General features: G+C 66.2%; 18 protein-coding genes and 1 tRNA gene. 7 read left to right on the forward strand and 12 right to left on the reverse strand.

Translation table 11 applies throughout. From position 1 onward, the window contains the following. Positions 1–100: 100 nt before the first annotated feature. Positions 101–850: a 16S rRNA (uracil(1498)-N(3))-methyltransferase gene (locus OOT33_RS10445; protein WP_307749964.1), complete on the reverse strand. Its 750-nt coding sequence runs from the start codon at positions 848–850 to the stop codon at positions 101–103. Positions 851–905: 55 nt separating this feature from the next. Between OOT33_RS10445 and ubiA the strand changes: the two genes are divergently transcribed. Then, the gene (gene ubiA / locus OOT33_RS10450; RefSeq protein ID WP_307750362.1) at positions 906–1,808 is read left to right on the forward strand and encodes a 4-hydroxybenzoate octaprenyltransferase; all 903 of its coding nucleotides are present in this window, start codon (positions 906–908) and stop codon (positions 1,806–1,808) included. On the opposite strand, the gene OOT33_RS10455 is transcribed toward ubiA, so the two are convergent. From OOT33_RS10455 to OOT33_RS10480, 6 genes are all read right to left on the reverse strand, one after another. Next, on the reverse strand, positions 1,805–2,086 hold the full coding sequence (locus tag OOT33_RS10455) for a BrnA antitoxin family protein (RefSeq protein WP_307749965.1): 282 nt from the start codon (positions 2,084–2,086) through the stop codon (positions 1,805–1,807). The genes ubiA and OOT33_RS10455 overlap by 4 nt on opposite strands. 91 nt (positions 2,087–2,177) lie before the next feature. Then, on the reverse strand, positions 2,178–2,318 hold the full coding sequence (locus OOT33_RS10460; protein ID WP_307749966.1) for a BrnT family toxin: 141 nt from the start codon (positions 2,316–2,318) through the stop codon (positions 2,178–2,180). Between the two features lie 138 nt (positions 2,319–2,456). Continuing rightward, a complete protein-coding gene (gene smc, locus OOT33_RS10465) occupies positions 2,457–5,912 on the reverse strand; it encodes a chromosome segregation protein SMC (RefSeq protein WP_307749967.1) in 3,456 nt (1,151 codons plus the stop codon). A gap of 54 nt (positions 5,913–5,966) precedes the next feature. Continuing rightward, positions 5,967–6,719, reverse strand: coding sequence for a thioredoxin domain-containing protein (locus OOT33_RS10470; RefSeq protein WP_307749968.1), 753 nt, complete (start codon positions 6,717–6,719; stop codon positions 5,967–5,969). Positions 6,720–6,734: 15 nt separating this feature from the next. Next, on the reverse strand, positions 6,735–7,421 hold the full coding sequence (locus OOT33_RS10475) for a thioredoxin domain-containing protein (RefSeq protein ID WP_307749969.1): 687 nt from the start codon (positions 7,419–7,421) through the stop codon (positions 6,735–6,737). Between the two features lie 24 nt (positions 7,422–7,445). Next, entirely contained in the window at positions 7,446–7,991 is a 546-nt protein-coding gene (locus OOT33_RS10480) for a DciA family protein (RefSeq protein WP_307749970.1), read from the reverse strand. A gap of 26 nt (positions 7,992–8,017) precedes the next feature. Here OOT33_RS10480 and mutY point away from each other — a divergent pair, with 26 nt between their 5' ends. The 3 genes from mutY to OOT33_RS10495 all read left to right on the forward strand — a co-directional run bounded on the left by mutY (position 8,018) and on the right by OOT33_RS10495 (position 11,384). Further along, positions 8,018–9,085 (forward strand): A/G-specific adenine glycosylase, encoded by a 1,068-nt coding sequence (gene mutY, locus OOT33_RS10485; RefSeq protein ID WP_307749971.1) that lies wholly within the window; start codon positions 8,018–8,020, stop codon positions 9,083–9,085. Further along, complete coding sequence (gene nudC, locus OOT33_RS10490) at positions 9,078–9,974, forward strand: NAD(+) diphosphatase (protein ID WP_307749973.1); 897 nt, start codon at positions 9,078–9,080, stop codon at positions 9,972–9,974. Before mutY ends, nudC begins: the two co-directional genes overlap by 8 nt. 63 nt (positions 9,975–10,037) lie before the next feature. Then, complete coding sequence (locus OOT33_RS10495; protein ID WP_307749974.1) at positions 10,038–11,384, forward strand: metallopeptidase TldD-related protein; 1,347 nt, start codon at positions 10,038–10,040, stop codon at positions 11,382–11,384. Between the two features lie 287 nt (positions 11,385–11,671). Here the strand turns inward: OOT33_RS10495 and metW are convergent, their stop codons facing one another. Genes metW through OOT33_RS10510 form a run of 3 tightly spaced genes read right to left on the reverse strand, consistent with a single transcriptional unit; the run spans position 11,672 to position 14,102 of the window. Beyond that, on the reverse strand, positions 11,672–12,280 hold the full coding sequence (metW, locus tag OOT33_RS10500) for a methionine biosynthesis protein MetW (RefSeq protein ID WP_307749975.1): 609 nt from the start codon (positions 12,278–12,280) through the stop codon (positions 11,672–11,674). Then, positions 12,277–13,398, reverse strand: a complete 1,122-nt coding sequence (locus OOT33_RS10505) for a homoserine O-acetyltransferase (RefSeq protein ID WP_307749976.1) — start codon at positions 13,396–13,398, stop codon at positions 12,277–12,279. The genes metW and OOT33_RS10505 overlap by 4 nt, the downstream gene beginning before the upstream one ends. A 56-nt stretch (positions 13,399–13,454) precedes the next feature. After that, positions 13,455–14,102 (reverse strand): PilZ domain-containing protein, encoded by a 648-nt coding sequence (locus tag OOT33_RS10510; protein ID WP_307749977.1) that lies wholly within the window; start codon positions 14,100–14,102, stop codon positions 13,455–13,457. Positions 14,103–14,271: 169 nt separating this feature from the next. Between OOT33_RS10510 and hisC the strand changes: the two genes are divergently transcribed. Continuing rightward, positions 14,272–15,387 (forward strand): histidinol-phosphate transaminase, encoded by a 1,116-nt coding sequence (hisC, locus tag OOT33_RS10515; protein ID WP_307749978.1) that lies wholly within the window; start codon positions 14,272–14,274, stop codon positions 15,385–15,387. A gap of 245 nt (positions 15,388–15,632) precedes the next feature. On the opposite strand, the gene OOT33_RS10520 is transcribed toward hisC, so the two are convergent. Next, a tRNA-Leu gene (locus OOT33_RS10520) sits at positions 15,633–15,715 on the reverse strand. Between the two features lie 206 nt (positions 15,716–15,921). Between OOT33_RS10520 and OOT33_RS10525 the strand changes: the two genes are divergently transcribed. Beyond that, positions 15,922–17,181 carry an outer membrane protein transport protein gene (locus OOT33_RS10525; protein ID WP_307749979.1) on the forward strand — a complete coding sequence of 420 codons (1,260 nt, stop codon included), beginning with the start codon at positions 15,922–15,924 and terminating at the stop codon, positions 17,179–17,181. A gap of 50 nt (positions 17,182–17,231) precedes the next feature. Next, the gene (gene ispG, locus OOT33_RS10530; RefSeq protein WP_307749980.1) at positions 17,232–18,362 is read left to right on the forward strand and encodes a flavodoxin-dependent (E)-4-hydroxy-3-methylbut-2-enyl-diphosphate synthase; all 1,131 of its coding nucleotides are present in this window, start codon (positions 17,232–17,234) and stop codon (positions 18,360–18,362) included. On the opposite strand, the gene OOT33_RS10535 is transcribed toward ispG, so the two are convergent. Next, a complete protein-coding gene (locus OOT33_RS10535) occupies positions 18,359–19,201 on the reverse strand; it encodes a LuxR C-terminal-related transcriptional regulator (RefSeq protein WP_307749981.1) in 843 nt (280 codons plus the stop codon). The genes ispG and OOT33_RS10535 overlap by 4 nt on opposite strands. Positions 19,202–19,333 lie beyond the last annotated feature (132 nt).

Raw genomic sequence — 19,333 nt, forward strand, 5'->3', positions numbered from 1 at the left:
TGTGTCGGGCAGATAGGGACTTGCGCTGCCGCAATCAATCGGGGGAGACGAGAAAGACTATTCCAGCAGCGCAATAATTCCGCTTCAGCTGCGCCATGATTTAGCCCGACCAGTCGCCATTCAGGCTCATCCAGCAGGCAGCAGCGGCAATGGCGGCGGTCTCGGCGCGCAAGATCCGTGGGCCGAGGGACAGGGGGACGGCCGCCGGATGGGCGCGGATCGCGTCGCGCTCCTGTGTCGTGAACCCGCCCTCCGGGCCGATGAGCAACGCACCGGGGCCGGGGTGCGCGGTATAGGCGTCGCGCATCGCTGCGCCACCCAGTTCATCTGCGAAGAACAAGGTCCGCCCTTGCGGCCAGTCGCGCAGCAGCGCCTCGAGCTTCACCATCTCTGCCAGCTCGGGCACCGCCGTGCGGCCGCATTGCTCCGCCGCCTCGATCATTTGCGCCCCAAGGCGATCCGCGTTGAGCTTGTCCACCACGCAGCGCGCCGTCAGCACCGGCAGGATCCGCGCCACGCCAAGCTCGGTCGCCTTCTCCATCACCAGGTCGATGCGCCCCTTCTTGATCGGTGCCGCGCACAGCCAGAAATCGGGCACGGTCTCCAGCGGCTTGGTCTGCTCCACGCATTCGAGCACAAGGTCGCGTTTGCGGATGCTCCCGGCCCGCGCCGCCCATTCGCCATCCCGCCCGTTGAACAACAGTACCGCGTCACCCTCGCCAATCCGCATGACCGACAGCAGATAGTGCGCGGCATTGCCCTCGACTGGCACATGAGCGCCCGCACCCAGATCCGCCTCGACATAAAGGCGCGGGGCACTGCGCGGTGGCCATGCGGGGGTTGCGGGCATGCGGGACTTCCTCCAAAGAAACGGCACCATGTCTCAAGACGCGCAAAAGGCCAATATGCAAGCCGTGATAGTGCCGGATAGCGAAGCGCGCGGCCTGATGGGCCTGCTGCCGCCGCGCCTGCGTGATCTTGCCTCGATGGCGCGGCTGGACCGGCCGATCGGCTGGTGGCTACTCTTCTGGCCGGGCGCGTGGGCGATCGCGCTGGCGGGCAACGGGCTGGCGAACTGGCGCATGATGCTCTGGTTCCTGTTGGGCAGCATCGCCATGCGCGGCGCAGGCTGCGTATGGAACGACATTGTCGACCGCGATCTAGACGCTCAGGTCGCGCGTACCGCCTCGCGCCCGGTGGCGAGCGGGCGGGTGAGCGTGATGCTGGCGGGGCTCTGGATGGGCGCGCTGTGTCTCGTCGGTCTTGTCGTGCTGCTGCAACTGCGCTGGCAGGCACAGCTCGTCGCGCTGTCCAGCCTCGCGCTCGTCGCCGCTTACCCGTTCATGAAGCGCATCACCTGGTGGCCGCAGGCCTGGCTCGGGCTGGTGTTCAGCTGGGCGGCGCTCGTCGGCTGGGTGGAGATGACAGCCAGCTTCAGCGTTGCGGGCGCGCTGCTCTATGCGGGCAGCATCTGCTGGGTGGTGGGCTATGACAGTATCTACGCGCTGCAGGACCGGGAAGATGACGCGCTCGTCGGCATCCGGTCCAGCGCGCTCGCCATGGGGCGGCATGTGCGGGCGGGGGTGGGCGGATTCTACACGGCGGCGGTGGCGTTGTGGGCGGCCGCTGTCTGGTGCGCCCGGCCCGATCCTCTGGCGCTCATCGCGCTGGTGCCGGTGGCGCTGCATCTGCTCTGGCAGGTCTCGACGCTGAAGGAAGACGGCGCCGATCCGTTGCAGAAATTCCGCTCCAACCGCTTCGCCGGGCTGCTGATGTTCGCCGCCTGCGTGGTGGTTGGCGCGAGTTAAATCCCCAGAACTTTCCGCAGCTCCGCGTTGATGCGGCTCTGCCAGCCCTTGCCGGTGGCGCGGAACTTCTCCACCACATCGGCATCAAGCCGCAAGGTCACCTGCCGCTTGGGATGCTCAAGACGCGGCCGCCCCGGCTTGGTGAGCGTGCCGCTCGCCGGGCGGATCAGCTTGTCGCCATGCCATATGGCGGCGTGACGAAAGAAATATTCGTCAAGCTCCGGCGCATCGTCCGGATCAATCCAGGGTTCTTTGGTAGTGGGCTCTCTCTCTGTCATTGGCGTATCTCACTGAAATAAGGCGCTTGCTGGATTCCCTATCCGTCCAGACCAGAATGACCGCACGACCATGCAGATATCCGAATGTGATCTAGCGATCCTCACCATAATCCCTTCTGTTGTCCGGGCCGGTAATTGTGATGCCGTCGAAAACCTTATCCGCGTCGCGAAAATCCAGCCCACGTTCCTTGAGTGTCTTCAGCCGCTTGGCTTCGTCGTAACTGATCCGCACTGACACCCCCACCCCGCACCAAGATAGCCTTGTGTTGCTGGGCAGCGTTTGTCCAGCCGTGCGCCGGGAGATGTCTCCGACATGGATTTATATACCTACAGAAACCCCGACGGTCAACAATTTTTGCATCTACAAAAATTACTCCGCCGCGAGCAGTTCCTCGGCGGCGCCGAGATCCACCGATACCAGCCGGGAGACGCCCTTCTCGATCATCGTCACGCCGAACAGGCGGTGCATGCGCGCCATGGTGACAGCGTTGTGGGTGACGATGAGATAGCGTGTGCGGGTGTCGCGCACCATCTGGTCGAGCAGGTCGCAAAATCGCTCGACATTCGCATCGTCGAGCGGCGCGTCGACCTCGTCGAGCACGCAGATGGGTGCCGGATTGGTCAGGAACAGCGCAAAAATGAGTGCAACCGCGGTCAATGCCTGCTCACCGCCAGACAAAAGCGTCAGCGTAGACAGCTTTTTACCCGGAGGCTGAGCAAGAATCTCCAGCCCCGCCTCCAGCGGATCGTCGCTGTCGATCAGCTCGAGCCGCGCCTGCCCGCCGTTAAACAAGGCAGTGAACAGGCGGCGGAAATGCTCGTCCACCGCCTCGAACGCTGCCGTGAGGCGGGCGCGCCCCTCACGATTGAGGCTGCCGATCGATCCGCGCAGCTGGTGGATGGCCTGGGCGATCTCCGCGCTTTCGACGCGGCTGGTTTCCTGTGCCGCTTCCAGCTCCTCCAGCTCCTGCGCCGCGATGAGGTTGACCGGGCCGATGCGCTCCCGCTCCTGGGTAAACCGTTCCAGCTCGCCTTGCTCGGCCTGAGCGGTGCGCACCTCCGCGCTCGCGAAGCCCGCACGCTCGGGCAGTACAGGCGGCGGGCATTCAAAGCGTTCGCCGCACAGCCGGTTGGTTTCCACGCGCTGGGCGACTGCCGCCTCCGCCCGCGCCACAGCGCCCGCCCGCGCCTCCCGCGCGTTCGCCAGTGCCTCACCCGCCTGGGCGAGCACGCCCTCGGCAGTACGCAAGGCAGCCTCGGCGGTGCGCTCCTCCGCCTGCGCAGCGCCTGCCTGCGCCGTCAGCCCAGCGCTCTCTTGCGTCAGCGCCGCCGCTTGCGCCCCGAGCAGCGCGGGCGCTCCCTCAAGCGCGGCGCGTTCCCCGGCAATCTCCTGCTCGCGCGCAGTCATGTCGGCCAGGCGCTTGCCCGCTTCGCCAGAGCGGCTCTTCCACCGCCTAATCTCCCCTTCCGCATCGGCCATGCGCGCCCGGTCCGCCGAGAGTGCGCGTTCGGCCAGTGCGCTGTCGGCCTGAAGTTGACTCACCTGACCATGCGCCGCCTCGCTGGCGCGCGACAGGCTGGCGACCAGCGCCCGCGTTTCCGCGCCGTCCGGCATGTCGGCCATCGCACCTTGAGCGGACTGATGCTCGGCAAGGGTGGCGGCCAGCTCCGCCTCCGCCTCGGCCGAGCGGGTGGAAATATCCTCGCGCCGTGCGGCCAACCGCTCGATCTGCGCGGCGGCGTCATCGCGGGCGCGCACCGTATCGGATAGTGTGCGCTCGGTCTGCGCCAGCTCGGCGCGCAGGCGGGTGATCGCGCCCTCGGCGGCAGAGGCGGCTTCCACCGCCTGCTTCAACGCGGCCTGTGCCTCGTTCACGGCGGCGGACGCATCGGGCATCAGCGCGGCGAGCGCCTCCAGCCGGTTCACGCGGATCAGCCGCTGCGCGGTGGCGGCACCCGCTGCGTCCTCACCCCCGCGCGCGACAAAGCCGTCCCAGCGGCGCAGCGCGCCATCTTTCGTCACAAGCCGCTGTCCGACGGCAAGCGCCTCGCCGCCATCCACCTCCACCACTGCGATCTGCGCGAGGCGGCGGGCCAACGCGGCGGGTGCGGTGACATAGGAGGAGAGCGGCTGCGTTCCTGCGGGCAGCGCGGGGTCGTCCGCGCGCGCCTCCGCCCCGCCCCAGCGGCGCGGCGCGGCATCGTCCAGCCCGACCTCCAGCTCATCTCCCAACGCAGCCGCCAGCGCATGCTCATAGCCCGGCGCCGCCTTCAGCATGTCGAGCAAACGGTCCTTGCTCGCGCCGCCGGAACCCAATGCGCGGGTGAGCGCTTGGTGCTCGCCTTCCAGCGCGGCGAGCGCAGCCTTGGCGGAAGACAGCGCCGACTCCGCCTGCGCCCGCGCCTGTGCCGCTTCGTCGCGCTCAGTGGCTGCGGTGGCCAGCGCACTCTCCAGCTCAGCCTCGCGCGCCTGCGCGCTCGCAAGGCTCAGTTCCGCCGCATCCCGTCGCTCGGCGAGCGGCCCGGCATCGGGCAGCGCCGCCAGCTCGCCCGCCAGCCGCCGCGCGTCGCGCTCTGCCCGTTCCAGCCGCCCCTGCGCGGCAACGAGCGCCGCCTGCGCCACCTTGAGCTCAGCCTGCTCGCCTGCCTGACGCGCCATCGCCTTAGCGAGGTCCAGCTCGGCGTCGCGCGCCTGCTCCTGCGCGGCGGCGATGCGGGCGGCAAAACCGGGCATTGCGCTTTCAGCCGTGGCGACGCGCTGCTTCAGGTCCGCCACCTCCTCGCCCAGCCGCGCGATCGCGTCCGCCGCATCATGCGCCAGCGCATCCTCGCGCGCGCGGTCCTCGGCCAAGCGGCGGGCCTGCGCGTCGAGATCGGCAAGGCGGCGCTCGGCCTCCTCCTGCCGCGCCTTGATCGCGGAAAGGCGGTGGCCGGCATCGTTCGCCGCATCGCGCGCCGCCTGCGCCGTGCTGCGCGCTTTTGCGAGCGCATCCGTCGCGGCGGTGGCATGGGCGGCGGCGGCGGCATGCGCCTCCTGGGCACCGCGTACCGCATCCTCGCGCACCGTCGCTTCGGATTGCGCGGCAGCAGCAGCAGCGTCCGCCTCCCTCCACCGCGCATAGAGCGCGCGTGCCTCGGCCAGCTTGATCTGCTCGGAGAGGCGGGTATAGCGCTCCGCCGCCTTCGCCTGCCGCCGTAACGCGTGCGCCCGCACGTCCATATCGGCGAGGATCTCATCGAGCCGGGCGAGATTGGCTTCGGCCGCGCGCAACTTCTGCTCGGCATCCTTGCGGCGCACATGCAGGCCCGCAATGCCCGCCGCTTCCTCCAGCATCGCCCGCCTCTCCTGCGGACGCGCGGCGATGACGGCGGCAATCTTGCCCTGGGAGACGAGCGCAGGGCTATGCGCCCCCGTCGCCGCATCGGCGAACAGCAGTGCCACGTCCTTGGCCCGCACATCCTTGCCGTTGGCGCGATAGGCGCTGCCCGCGCCCCGCTCGATCCGCCGCACGACCTCCAGCTCGCCATCGGCGCCCACATCGATCGCGGGGATCGCCTCGCCCGGCGCGACGCCCGCCATCAGCAGCACTTCGGCAAAATCGCGCTGCGGGCGGGTGGCGGTGCCTGCGAAGATCACGTCTTCCATGCCGCCGCCGCGCATCGAGCGGGCGGACGCCTCGCCCATCACCCAGCGGATCGCTTCGAGCAGGTTTGACTTGCCGCAGCCATTGGGGCCGACGATGCCGGTCAGCCCCGGTTCGATGCGCAGTTCGGTCGGTTCGACGAAGCTCTTGAAGCCGGAGAGTTTGAGGCGGCGGATTTCCATCGGCGCGTCAGTCCCGCGCCGAAAAAGTCAGGAGAGAGTGGCCCCCCGGCCGGATCAGAGACCCGCCTCCGTCAGTTTCGTGCGCAGCAGCTCCCAGCTTGCCGTGTCCTCCACCACCTTGCCGTTCAATACGAAGGTCGGCGTGCCGCTGATCTCGAACTGCTTGGCTCCCTCCTGCGCCTTGGCGACGAGGCCGTCTGCCATCTTGGAGTCGGCCAGGCACTGTTTCGCCTGCGCCTCGGGTATGCCGCGCTGCTTCACGAAATCGACGAGGCCGGTCATCCCCGCGAGCGTGACGAAACGCTGGTTCGGCGCCTGTTTGAGCGCGGCTTCGGCGGCCTTGGGGTCTAGCGCCTGCGCCTTGGTGAAGAAATTCTCCTGATTAGCGAACAACTGCTCGGTAAGCGGGAAGAATGGCTCCGCGCCGCCGCACTTCGCCAGCAGCGCCATTGTCAGGTCATAGGGATCGCGCAGGAACGAGCGGAATTCATAGCTCAGCCGCCCGCTGTTCACCATCTTGCGCAGCGGCTCGGCCGCCTGCGCGGTGAAATCGCGGCAGTGCGGGCATGTATATGAGGCATATTCCACCAGCTTGGCCGGAGCATTGGGGTTGCCCATCACCACGCCCATCTCCGGCGTGTCGGCAACGACATCGCTCCACTGCTTGCCCGCAGGCGGCGGAACGTCCTGCCCGGCGGCGATCTTTTCTCCTTCAGCGGCGGCGTCCTTCTTGTCGCCGCAAGCGGAGAGGCTGAGCGAGAGCAGGAGGGCGGCGCCAAGGGCGGCGAGAGGCTTGGTCACGGTCATGCTCCTATGCCTAGATCACTTTGCCAGCGTCGGCAACAAGGGGCGCAGGCCGGCCCAGTCATGCACCTCCGTCAGCTTGCCGTTGAGCAGGAAGGAGGGGGTGCCGGTGACCTGATCGTCCTGCGTCGCGCGGCTGGTCATTGCCAACACAGTCTGCATGGCTTTCCCGTCGGCGAGGCACACGCGGCTGCGCGCAGGCGGAACTCCGCGCTTTTCCATCAGGCCGATCAGGCCGATGCGGCGCGCGATATCCGTCATCATCGCCCCCTGGCTCATGTCGGGCGCGTAGGCGGGCGGGTCGCTTTCCAGCGCCATGGCCTTGGCCATCCAGTCCTGCTGCGCTGCAAACAGCGCCTCATGATGGCCGGGAAATGCCACGGGGCCGCCACAGCGGGCGAGCAGCGCGGCGAGCAGATCATAGCGATCGCGCACCAGATTGCGCACCTCGACCGCGACCAGCCCCTTGCTCACCCATCCGGCCTTGAGCGGCGCGGTTCCCTCCGCCACGAAATGCGCGCAGTGCGGGCAGGTATAGCTCACATATTCCACCAGCCGCGTTTTCGCGGCCGGATTACCGATGACGTGCGCACCCTCCCTGGTGAGCGTAACGGTGCGGGACCAGTCCTTCGCCGGCGCGGCCTGAGCGGCAACCGGGAAGAGCGAGAGAGCGAGAGCAAGCAACAGCGCGCGAATCAGGTGCACAACAGGGATCCCGACAAAGAAAACTCAGCTGATCTTGCCGATCGGCGGCCCGTTGCCAAGCCCCTGTGCCATAGCTTCCAGCACGGCGCGCAGCTCCGGGTCGCCGATGTCGCGCAGCGAATCGCCGAGGTCGGCAGGGATCGGGCGCAGATTGGCGGGCGGCGGGCGGCGTTCCGGCTCGCGGGCCTTCACCTCGCCTGGGCGGATCGCGACCTTCGCCACCGCCTCATAGCCGAAGAAGCGGTTCACCCGTTCGATGATGTCGGGCAGGATATGCTGGATGATCGGCTGGTGTCCGTTGGCGACGGTCAGCGCCAGGGTGCCGCCCGATTTCTTGCCCGTGGGAAAGCGGATCGATTCGGGTTCGCTGATCCGCGCGGTGCGCTCGCCCACGATTTCGGCCCAGCGCGTCACCACGCTCGATTGCACGAAGCCGAACCGGCGGAAGGCCGCGCCGCCGATGCGCGGCATCAGGTCCGCGATCGCGCGCGGCGCGCCGATGCGCTCGGGCGGCTCTGCGGCGGGCTTGCGCAGCTTTTTTGGTGGGTCAGGTTTCACCGGTTCCGTCATTAAGCGCACCATGCCATAGCGGGTGCATGCCCGTCGAGCACAACATCGGAGAAGAGGTCGCGCAGGCGTTGCTCGCTCATTATGATCGCCATGCGCGCAGCCTGCCGTGGCGCACACCGCCGGGCAGCCGCAATCTACCCGATCCCTATCGCGTCTGGCTGTCGGAGATCATGCTGCAACAGACGACGGTGGCGGCGGTGATCCCCTATTTCGACAGGTTCACCGCGCGCTGGCCCACGGTGCAGGCACTGGCTGCGGCGGACGAGGCCGAGGTGATGGCCGCATGGGCGGGGCTCGGCTATTATGCGCGGGCGCGCAACCTCATCGCCTGCGCGCGCGCCGTCACTGAGCAATATGGCGGCCGCTTTCCCGATACAGAGGAAGGCTTGCGCGCGCTGCCCGGCGTCGGCGCCTATACGGCGGCGGCGATCGCGGCGATCGCATTTCAAAGGCGCGCGGTGGTGGTCGATGCCAATGTCGAGCGGGTCGTCTCCCGCCTGTTCGCCATCGAAACGCCGCTGCCCGCCTCCCGCCCGCTGATCCGCGCGGCGGCTGACGCCATCACGCCTGAAACGCGCGCGGGCGATTTTGCGCAAGCAATGATGGATCTGGGATCGAGCCTGTGCGTGCCCCGCAATCCGCAGTGCCTGCTCTGCCCGCTGCGCTCCTCCTGCGCCGCGCATCGTGAAGGGCGGGCCGAAACCTATCCGGTCAAGGCGCCTAAGAAGGAAAAGCCGCACCGCCTCGGGCTGGTCTGGTGGCTGGAGCGGGCGGACGGCCATGTGTGGATAGAGCGGCGGGAGGACAAGCGGATGTTGGGCGGCATGGCCGGCCTGCCCGATAGCGGCTGGGACAAGGCGATCGAACGGGGCGTCCCTCCGGCGGCTGGCGGGTGGATAACACTCAACCGCCCCGTCGAACACGTCTTCACCCATTTCCGCCTGACGCTGACGGTGCAGCGCAAGCGGGTGCCCACCGACACCGCGCCGCCCGGCCCCGGCCAGTGGTGGCCGCTCGACCGGATCGGCGAGGCGGGCCTACCCACCCTCTTTGCAAAGGTCGCGCGGGCTGTCATGAAGGCGGGCAATGACTGATCTTCCCGCTGACGCGCTTCCCGGCTTTTCCTCCTTCACTCTTGACCGCTGCGATGATCTGCGCGCCGATCCTGACGCTCTGGCTGCGTTGATCGCCAGCCCGGAAGCGCGGCTGATCCTGATGCGCGGGCTGGACCCGGTGGCGGATGACGCGCGGCTGGCGCGGGTGCCCCTGCCCCATGATGCGCGGATCGAGGAGCATATCCTGCTCGGCAAGGACGCATCCGGCACGCCGCTGTTCGCTGCGTTGGCGCAGGGCGCGCTGCCGCATGGCGCGCAGTTCGCGCCACGGGTCTGGGATCTGGCAGCCTCGCTATCGCCAGAGGAGCTGAGCCTTTACGGCGCAGCGCGTTCCCTGGTGGACTGGCACGCCCGCCACGGCTTTTGTGCGGTGTGCGGCGGGCCGACCGTGGCGCAGCGCGCAGGCTGGGGCAGGCGCTGCGGCCAATGCGATGCCGAGCATTTCCCGCGCGTCGACCCCGTCGTCATCATGCTGGCCGAGCATCAGGGCCGCGTGCTGCTCGGCCGACAGCCGCGCTTTCCCGCGCGCCGCTATTCCGCGCTCGCGGGGTTTGTCGAGCCGGGTGAAACGATCGAGGGCGCGGTGACACGTGAACTGTTTGAGGAGGCGGGCGTGTGCGTGCGCAATGTCCGCTATGTCATGAGCCAGCCCTGGCCGTTTCCGTCCTCGCTGATGATCGCCTGCACGGCGGAAGCGGAGGATGACGCGATCCGGCTTGACGAGAAGGAGCTGGAGCACGCCTTCTGGGCCAGCGCGGACGACGTGCGCGCCGCCTTTGCCGGGGATGACACCGCCCCCTTCATCGCCCCGCCCGCCATGGCGGTGGCGCATCATCTCCTGCGGCACTGGCTCGAATCGCAGGGATAGCGTTGCGCGCGGCCATAGCGCCGGTTATGGCCACTGGCTTACTCTCACAGGATTTCGCCTTTCATGCTTACCCTCGCCCAGGCCCAGGATCGTGCCCAGTCTCTTGTCGATGCCGCGCGCAAGGCGGGGGCGGATGCGGCGGACGCGCTCTATGTCTGCAACGCATCCACTGGCGTCTCGGTGCGGCTCGGCGCGATGGAGGATGTCGAGCAGTCGGAAGGCGAAGAGATCGGCCTGCGCATTTTCGTGGGCCAGCGGTCCGCCACCGTATCCGCTTCCGATCTGGAGAAAGACTCGCTCACCGCTTTGGTGGACCGCTGCCACGCCATGGCGCGCGAGGCGCCCGAGGATCCCTATGCCACGCTCGCCCCGCAGGAGCTGCTGATGCGCGCGCAGCCGCCTGCGCTCGACATATTGGATGAGGCTCAGCCCGATCCTGCCGCGCTGAAAGAGCGTGCGCTCGCCGTGGAGGATGCCGCCCGGTCCATCCCCGGCATCACCAACAGCGAGGGCGGCGGTGCCAGCATGGGGTGCAGCCAGATCGCGCTTGCCACGTCTCACGGCTTTGCGGGCAGCTATGCCGCCTCCAACCACGGCACATGGGCGAGCGTGCTGGCGGGCGAGGGCGCGGAAATGCAGCGCGATCATGCCAGCCATAGCGCGCGCCACCTTGCCGATCTCGAAGCCGCCGGAGAGATAGGCCGCCGCGCAGGCGAAAGGGCGGTGGCCCGTCTCGGCGCGGAAAAGATCAAGGGCGGGCCGATGCCGGTCATCTTCGATCCGCGCGTCTCGGGCAGCCTTATCGGCCATCTCATCGGCGCGATCGCCGGTTCGGCCATCACCCGCCGGTCGAGCTTCCTGCTCGATGATATGGGCAGGCAATTGTTCGACAGCGCCGTGTCGATCATCGACGATCCGCTGGTAACGCGCGGCCTGCGCTCCCGCCCGTTCGATGGCGAGGGGCTGCCCACCCACAGGACCGCGCTGATCGACAACGGCGTGCTGACCGGCTGGCTGCTTGACAGCGCCTCGGCCAGGCAGCTTGGCTTGCAGCCCACCGGCCATGCCAGCCGGGGGACGAGCGGAGCGCCCGGCGTTTCAGCCACCAATGTGCATATGGCGGCGGGCGGCAGCAGCCCGGCGGAGCTGATGCAGGGCATAAAGCGCGGTGTCTATGTCACCGAGCTGATCGGCATGGGCGTCAATCCCGTGACCGGCGACTACAGCCGGGGCGCGTCGGGCTTTCTGATCGAGGATGGTGCGGTCACCCGCGCCGTGACGGAAATCACGATTGCAGGCACCCTCAAGGAGATGTTCGCAGCGCTCGTCCCCGCCAACGATCTCGAATTCCGCTATGCCATCAATGCGCCGACGCTGCGGATCGACGGGATGACGGTCGCTGGGGGGTAAGCGGCCCAATATCATCCACCGTCATCCCCGCGAAAGCGGGGATCCAGAGTCCGGGGCGCAGTCTCCATCTGGATTCCCGCTTGCGCGGGAATGACGGAGCTAAAAAGCGTGGGCTTGGACTAGGGGCTGTGGGGATTTCAGTTCAGATGGAGCCGGGGCCGCAGGCGACCGCAGGGCAAAAGGGGGATTTTCGAGCATCGGAGCGCAGCGTACTTAAAGGTACGTGAGCACCGAAGCGCAGAAAATAGCGCTTTGCAGGCCTATATGGACTGAAATCCCCACAGCCCCTAGCCGCCTCTAAGCAAAAACACCGCGTGCTCAGCCCACAAATTGGCATTCGCCGGGCGGGTGGGGCGGCCACGGTTCAAAAACCACTGCCCCTCGATCGTCCAGCCCTGTTCCTTCACCAGCGCGCGGAAATCGTCGATGGTGAGGTGGTGGATGTTGGGCGTGTCGTACCAGCGCTCGGGCAACAGCTTCGTCACCGGCATCCTCCCGCCGAACGCCAGCGAGGCGCGCACGCGCCAGTGCGCGAAGTTGGGGAAGCTGACGAAGCCATGCGCCGCGATGCGCAGCAGTTCACCCAGCGCCAGGTCCGGCCTGCGTGTGGTCTGCAGCGTCTGGCTGAGGATCGCATAGTCGAAGCTCTTGTCCGGGTAATAGCCGAGATCCGTGTCGGCATCGCCCTGAATGACCGAGAGCCCGCGCGCCACGCAATGCGCGACATTGGCGGGGTCGATCTCCAGCCCGCGCGCATCGCAGCCGCGCTCCGCCTCCAGCGCGGCCAGCAGCGTGCCGTCGCCGCAGCCGATGTCGAGCACGCGCGCGCCGGGCCGCACATGCCCCGCGATCAGCGCCAGGTCAGGCCGCAGGCTGGCGAGCGTCGCGCCGTTCATCCGACGAACCCCGCGATCACGCGGTCCAGCTCCGGCACGTCGAGCAGAAAGCTGTCATGGCCATAAGGCGCGGAGAGTTCGACAAAGCTCACCGGCGCTCCGGCCGCGTTCAAAGCATGCGCGATCTTCCGCGATTCGCGCGTGGGATAGAGCCAATCGCTGTCGAAACTGACCAGACAGAAGCGTGATTTCGTGCCTGCGAACACATCCGCGAGGCGGCCGCCATGCTCTTCCGTCAGGTCGAAATAACTCATCGCCTTGGTGATGTAGAGATAGCTGTTGGCGTCGAACCGCCCGGTAAAGCTCGCCCCCTGATGCCGCAAATAGCTTTCCACCTGAAAGTCGGCATCGAAGCCGAAGGTCTTGGAGGCCCTGTCCTGCAATCGCCGCCCGAACTTCTCGTGCATGCTCTCTTCGGAGAGATAGGTGATATGCGCCGCCATCCGCGCCACGGCCAGCCCGGCGTCAGGCGCAGCTCCGGTGCCGTAATAATTGCCGCCCTGCCAGTTGGGATCGGCCATGATCGCCTGCCGTCCAACTTCCTGAAAGGCGATGTTTTGCGCGGGCATCGCGGCGGTGGCAGCGATGACCATGACCCGGTCCACCCTGCCGGGCCAGAACGCCGCGAGGCTCAGCGCCTGCATCCCGCCCATCGAACCGCCGACAACAGCGTGCAGCCGCTCTATCCCCAGCAGATCGAGCAGGCCCATCTGCGCCCGCACCATGTCGCGAATGGTGATGACCGGAAAACGCAGCGCATAGGGCTGGCTATCGCTTGCGAGGCTCGCCGGGCCGGTCGTGCCCATGCAACTCCCGAGCACATTCGCGCAGACGACGAAGTGCCTGTCGGTGTCAATCGGCTTGCCCGGGCCGACCGAGCGGCTCCACCAGCCCGGCTTGCCGGTGATCGGGTGGCGGCTGGCGACGAACTGGTCGCCGCTGGTGGCATGGCAGACCAGCACCGCGTTGCTGCGGTCGGCGTTGAGCGTGCCATATGTCTCGTAGGCGATCTCGACCTGATCCAGCACCGTTCCGCCATCCAGCATCAACGGCTCGGGGAGGATGGTACGCCGGTTAAGGCCAAACAGGCCGTCGTTGGTCGGAGCGGAGGCTTCCATGACAGCAGGCGCTATGCCGCTTGGTGCCTCGTTGTCAACCGGAGGTCATGCCAATGCTATTCCTCGCGCGGATGACGCTCCAGCCAGTGGGCCAGCTCGGAAAAACCCATCGGCATATCAAAATGCAGGCCGATCATGCCTTCGCGCACCCAGCGCACGGTGGCGCTGCGCGGCGGCAGGCCTTCCACGCGCGCGATCATGTGATCGTCCACCCGCGCGTCGTCGACGGTCTCCATGCACATGCCGTGCAATGAAATATTGACCAGCTCGCCGCTCAGCGTCGCGCCCTTGTCGTGCTGAAGGTGCACGTGCGCCCGCGCCAGAAAACGGGGCGAGCGCGGCAGCTTGCGCAGCACGCTGCGCTGTGGGCGGCCCTGCAGCATGTCCGCGACATCGACAGGGTCGTCAAACTCGATACCGGCCGCATGATCGCCAACCCAGCGCACGGTGCCGGTGACGACCTTGTCCGAGCGTAGCTCGATCGTGATCTTCTGACCCTGCTCGACCTCGTGATAGATGTCGAGCTTGGCGCCCTCGCGTGACATGTTGCGCACGAGGCACAACTGGTCGTGCCCTTCCACCACAGCGCGCCCTACCTTGAGCACGGTAACGAAGCGTTGCGAGCCATGGCGGCGATCCTCGGCGGGTGTTCCGTCGACATTTGCCTCGGTGGCTTCCTCCTGGCTTATCTTTTGATGTAGCATACAAGTTCCTGAAAGGGGACAGAACGCAGTGCCCGACTGTTGCCTATCATCATAAGCGGTAAGTTTGATGGGCGCGTTTCCGGAGTTGCCTAATCCCGTGTTAGGGACGATTCACGCGCGCGGCCCAACAAGGCTTGGCCGCGGCGCACGATCCCGCTAAAGCCGCGCCATGACCCATGTTGGCGCACAAGGCGGGCCGCAGCCCAAGGAATGGATTTCGGCGATAGCGCCCTATGTACCGGGTAAAGCGGCGGATGCATCGGGCAGGCCCGTCGCCAAGCTTTCGGCGAACGAGAACCCGCTTGGCACAGGGGAAGCCGCGCGCGCGGCCTTCGCGCGGGCCAGCGCGGACCTCGCCACCTATCCCGATCCGGGCGCGGCGCTGTTGCGGCAGGCGATCGCCGCGCAATATGGTCTTGAACCCGCCCGCGTGATCTATGGCACAGGGTCTGACGAGCTGCTCCATATCGCGGCCAGTGCCTATGCCGGTCCGGGCGACGAAATCATCCACGTGCGCTATGGTTTTTCGGTTTACGAGATCGCGGCGCGGCGGGTTGGGGCTGTCCCTGTCGTCGCGGCGGACAAGGACTATGGCACCGATGTCGATGCCATCCTTGCCTGCGTGACCGACAAGACCCGCGTGGTGTTCGTCGCCAATCCCAACAATCCGACCGGCACCTTTTCTCCCCGCGCAGAAATAGCGCGGCTTCATGCGGCCTTGCGGCCCGACATCCTGCTGGTTATCGATCAGGCCTATGCCGAATATCTGGAGCCGGAGGAGGACGATGGCGCACTCGCGCTGGCGGAAAGCGAGCCGAACGTGCTCGTCACCCGCACTTTCTCGAAGATCCATGGCCTCGCGGCAGAGCGGATCGGCTGGGGCTATGCCTCCGCGCAGATCGTCGAGGCGCTGCACCGCATCCGTGCGCCCTTCAACATCACCAGTGCAGGGCAGGCGGCGGCTGCGGCGGCAATTGCCGACACCGCGTGGGTGGAGGCCAGCCGAGCGCACAACCGCATCTGGCGGGATTACCTGTGCAACGAGGTGACGGCACTCGGCAATTGCGGCCTGAGCCATGTTCCGAGCAGCGCCAATTTCGTGCTGGTGCGCTTTGCGGGCGCATTAAGCGCGCAGACCGCGTTTGAGGGTCTGATGGAGGCAGGCTATGCCACGCGCTGGCTGCCGGGGCAGGGGCTGCCCGATGCGCTGCGGATCACCATCGGCACCGAGGAACAGATGCGCGATGTCGCCCGGCTCTTGCGCGAAATGGCCACGCGCGCCTGAGGCCATACAAAAATGGTGCGCCTGAGCGGAGCGAAGTCGAACCATAACAGGCGAGCAGGTAGGGTTGGTGTGGCGGCTGCCTGCGAGCCTGCAACTAGGGCGGATCGACATTCAGATGATGACGTGACGAAAATGTCGGTTTTCCGTGACCCGGAGCGCAGCGTACTTAAAAGTACGTGAGCACCGGAAGCGCGGGGAACCGATATTTGCAGGCCGTCAGGGCTGAATGTCGATCCGCCCTAAAATGGTGCGGCTAGAGGGACTCGAACCCCCACGGTTGCCCAATGGTACCTAAAACCATCGCGTCTACCAATTTCGCCATAGCCGCACGCCGCCCCATCTAGGGCCGCCGTGGTATGCAGGCAAGGGGCGTTTGCGTCGAACCTTAAGCGCTCATATTTCTTCTGTTAACTTCGTCCCTTTACAAATGAAGCACGGCAAGGAAAAAGCCTGCGCAATGGGGGCGGGGTGAGGCAAATGATGCAGGATCGGAAAACTATCAGGACCGCATCGGTGGCCTTGCTGGCGGCTTGCGTGCCTGCCCAAGCTTGGGCGGGCGGCTATATGCTTCAGGAGCAGTCCCAACTCGAGATAGGCCGCGCCTTTTCCGGGGGTGCGGCGGCGGCGGACGATCCATCGACCCTGTATTATAACCCGGCTGGCATGACGGAACTGCCGGGCATTCAGGTTTCTACAGGTGCGACGGCCCTGTTCATCGCCTCGCATCAGCGGGATCTGGGATCGACTATCAGCCGCCCGGCCGTGGGCCCGCTTGCCGGGAGCGCAGTCGTTACGCCGATAAGCGGCGGCAATGGCGGCAATCCGTTCGCGCCAGTCGCTCCCGTGCCGACGACCTACGCCACGGCGCAGATCGGCCAAAGCGGCATTTGGCTCGGCTTCGGCCTCAGCGCGCCCTTCGGCCTCAAGCTGCGATATGCCCCGGATTTTGTCGGGCGCTATAACTCGACTTATTCCAACCTGCTGACGCTGGATGCGCAACCGAGCGTCGCGTGGCGGGTGAGCGACAGCCTGTCGATCGGGGGCGGAATGGATGTGCAATACGCCGATGTGACGCTGGAAGGTGCGATGCCCTCGGTTGCGGCGGGGGGCACCGACACTATGGCCAAACTTTCGGGCGATGACATTGCGCTCGGGTGGAACGTCGGGGCGCTGCTCAAGCTGAGACACTGCTTGCGCATCGGGCTGCATTATCGCTCTCAGGTAAAGCATGCCCTCAAGGGCCAAAGCGAGCTGAGCGGTTTTACCGGTACGCTCTCGGCGCTCAACGGCAGCACGCCGATCCGCGCGCCGCTCACATTGCCGGGCAGTGTCACCGTCAGCATAAGCTTCCCGCTTGATGGCAAGACCCGCTTCATGGCAACGGGCCGCCATTATAACTGGTCGGTGTTCGATCAGCTCCGCGTGGTGTTCCCTGATGGCACAATCTCCGCAAAGGATTATCGCTATCGCGACAGCTGGAGTCTTTCGGCGGGTTTTGAGAGTGTTCGTTCTGAACGAATCACGCTGAGGGCAGGCGCGATGTTTGACAGCACGCCGACAAACCCCGCATTTCTGAGCACGCGCGTACCCGATGGCGACAGGAGCTGGCTCAGCGCGGGGATGAGCTATCGCATCAGTCCGCACCTCACATTGAATGCGTCCTATGCCCATGTGTTCATCGAAAGGCAGACGCTGGTGCGCACTGACACATTTGTCGGTTCCACGGTCGACAACCGCCTGCGGTCCTCCGGCAATGTCGATATGCTGGCAACATCGGTGACGGCGCGCTTCTAACCTGTTGCGCAACGGGGTATAGGGGGGCGATTCATACGGAGCGTCCCTTCATGTCCGACCACAATCCCGGCCTGCGCCCCTGGCGCGACATTGCGCGGCGCCGTTCACGCCAGATCATGGTGGGCAATGTGCCGGTGGGGGGCGACGCGCCGATCACGGTGCAGACCATGACGAACACGCCCACGTCAGATGCTCGCGCGACGATCGACCAGATCCGCCGCTGCGAGGAGGCGGGGGCGGATCTGATCCGCGTTTCCTGCCCGGATGAGGAGAGCACCGCAGCGCTGAAACAGATCGTGCGCGCGGCGCGCGTGCCGATCATCGCGGATATTCACTTTCACTACAAGCGCGCTCTGGAGGCGGCGGACGCGGGCGCGGCCTGCCTGCGCATCAACCCCGGCAATATCGGCAGCGAAGCGCGCGTGAAGGAGGTGGTTGACGCCGCCAAGGCCAATGGCTGCGCCATCCGCATCGGCGTGAATGCCGGGAGCCTCGAAAAGGATCTGCTCGAAAAATACGGCGAGCCGTGTCCGGATGCACTGGTCGAAAGCGCGCTCGATCATATCAAGCTGCTGCAGGATCAGGATTTCCACGAATATAAGGTCGCCGTGAAGGCGTCTGACGCGTTTCTGGCGGTGGCGGCCTATATGCAGCTTGCCGATGTGGTTGATTGCCCGCTGCACCTTGGCATTACCGAGGCAGGGGGGCTTCGCTCCGGCACCGTGAAGAGCGCGATCGGCATCGGCAATCTGCTGTGGGCAGGCATCGGCGACACGATCCGCGTCTCCCTCTCTGCCGAGCCGGAAGAGGAAGTGCGCGTCGGCTACGAAATCCTGAAATCGCTTGGCCTGCGCACGCGTGGGGTGCGCGTGGTTTCGTGCCCGTCATGCGCGCGGCAGGGCTTCGATGTGATCCGCACTGTGCAGGCCTTGGAAGACCGGCTCCAGCACATCCGCACACCGCTGTCGCTCTCGGTGCTGGGTTGCGTCGTCAACGGCCCCGGCGAGGCGCGCGAGACGGACATCGGCATCACCGGCGGCGGCAACGGCAAGCATATGGTCTATCTGTCAGGCGTGACCGACCATCATGTTCAGGATGAAGCGATGGTCGACCATATCGTGCGACTGGTCGAGGCGAAGGCGGCGGAGATCGAAGCCGCTTCGGCGGAGCAGGCCGCCTAACTCATTCCGGCAGCAAAGGCGACCTTCAGCGTTTCCGACAGGGAATTCGTGCCCAGCTTGTCCATCAGGTGCGCGCGGTAGATTTCGACCGTGCGCGGGCTGATGCCGAGATCGAGTGCGATCATCTTGTTCGATTTGCCGTGAAGCAACCCGTTCAGCACGTCGCGCTCCCGCGCGGTAAGCCGCTCGATCTGGCTACGCGCCTGTGCGCCGGCGGCGCTCTCGGCACGGACCATACGCACCAAAGCGAGTGCGTCCTCCACAACGCCGAGGAGATCGGACGTCGCATAGGGGCTGAGCAGGCAATCGACCGCGCCGGCCTTCATCGCATCGATCGCTAGGCGCATCTGCTGCGGATCCGCGAGCATCACGCAGGCGAACCGCTTGCTCTCGCGTGAACTGCGGATGAAAGCGAGCAAAGCTGCCGCGCCGGCAAGCTGGCCCCGGCCATCCAGTTCCTCGTCCGCCTCTTCGCCGGAGACGATGACGCACCCATCATCGAGATGCTCTGCCGCCGCCAGGAATGCGGCGCGCGAGCGATAGGCGCGCACCACCATATTGGGCTTGCCGCTCAACAACTTGTGGATGGCGCCACGGCGCTCGTCGTCCGCGTCGATGAGATAGGCGTGGACCAGGCCTGCGCTCGGCGGCGCCTCGATCGGGTCGGGGAATTGAACGGCTCTGACGGTTGCTCTCGCTGGCGCCATTGGCTGCGAGGGCGCGGCGTGCATCACCAATCCCCGGCCGTCTTGTTCTGCGGCGATCAGCGCTTCCGGCGTCATAAACATGCCAGCAGCGCTGTTGGTGACAAGTATCGAATCGATCTGTGTCTTGACCATTACGTTTAGCCCTCCCGCATACGCCTGGTCTGCGTTAACAACATTATAGGATGATTACGGGCTGGGAATCCTGTTAATGGTCCATTTTGGTTCAATGTTTTCCGTAGCTTACGTCGATGCGTGGGGCACTTG

This window comes from Sphingobium sp. DEHP117 (assembly GCF_030867385.1).
Taxonomy (GTDB): domain Bacteria; phylum Pseudomonadota; class Alphaproteobacteria; order Sphingomonadales; family Sphingomonadaceae; genus Sphingobium.

Bases quoted from the DNA above. Each gene is read 5' to 3' on its own strand.
- OOT33_RS10445 (WP_307749964.1), bottom strand. From the start codon at position 850: ATGCCCGCAACCCCCGCATGGCCACCGCGCAGTGCCCCGCGCCTTTAT.
- ubiA (WP_307750362.1), top strand. From the start codon at position 906: ATGCAAGCCGTGATAGTGCCGGATAGCGAAGCGCGCGGCCTGATGGGC.
- OOT33_RS10455 (WP_307749965.1), bottom strand. From the start codon at position 2,086: ATGACAGAGAGAGAGCCCACTACCAAAGAACCCTGGATTGATCCGGAC.
- smc (WP_307749967.1), bottom strand. From the start codon at position 5,912: ATGGAAATCCGCCGCCTCAAACTCTCCGGCTTCAAGAGCTTCGTCGAA.
- OOT33_RS10470 (WP_307749968.1), bottom strand. From the start codon at position 6,719: ATGACCGTGACCAAGCCTCTCGCCGCCCTTGGCGCCGCCCTCCTGCTC.
- OOT33_RS10480 (WP_307749970.1), bottom strand. From the start codon at position 7,991: ATGACGGAACCGGTGAAACCTGACCCACCAAAAAAGCTGCGCAAGCCC.
- mutY (WP_307749971.1), top strand. From the start codon at position 8,018: ATGCCCGTCGAGCACAACATCGGAGAAGAGGTCGCGCAGGCGTTGCTC.
- nudC (WP_307749973.1), top strand. From the start codon at position 9,078: ATGACTGATCTTCCCGCTGACGCGCTTCCCGGCTTTTCCTCCTTCACT.
- OOT33_RS10495 (WP_307749974.1), top strand. From the start codon at position 10,038: ATGCTTACCCTCGCCCAGGCCCAGGATCGTGCCCAGTCTCTTGTCGAT.
- metW (WP_307749975.1), bottom strand. From the start codon at position 12,280: ATGAACGGCGCGACGCTCGCCAGCCTGCGGCCTGACCTGGCGCTGATC.
- OOT33_RS10505 (WP_307749976.1), bottom strand. From the start codon at position 13,398: ATGGAAGCCTCCGCTCCGACCAACGACGGCCTGTTTGGCCTTAACCGG.
- OOT33_RS10510 (WP_307749977.1), bottom strand. From the start codon at position 14,102: ATGCTACATCAAAAGATAAGCCAGGAGGAAGCCACCGAGGCAAATGTC.
- hisC (WP_307749978.1), top strand. From the start codon at position 14,272: ATGACCCATGTTGGCGCACAAGGCGGGCCGCAGCCCAAGGAATGGATT.
- ispG (WP_307749980.1), top strand. From the start codon at position 17,232: ATGTCCGACCACAATCCCGGCCTGCGCCCCTGGCGCGACATTGCGCGG.
- OOT33_RS10535 (WP_307749981.1), bottom strand. From the start codon at position 19,201: ATGGTCAAGACACAGATCGATTCGATACTTGTCACCAACAGCGCTGCT.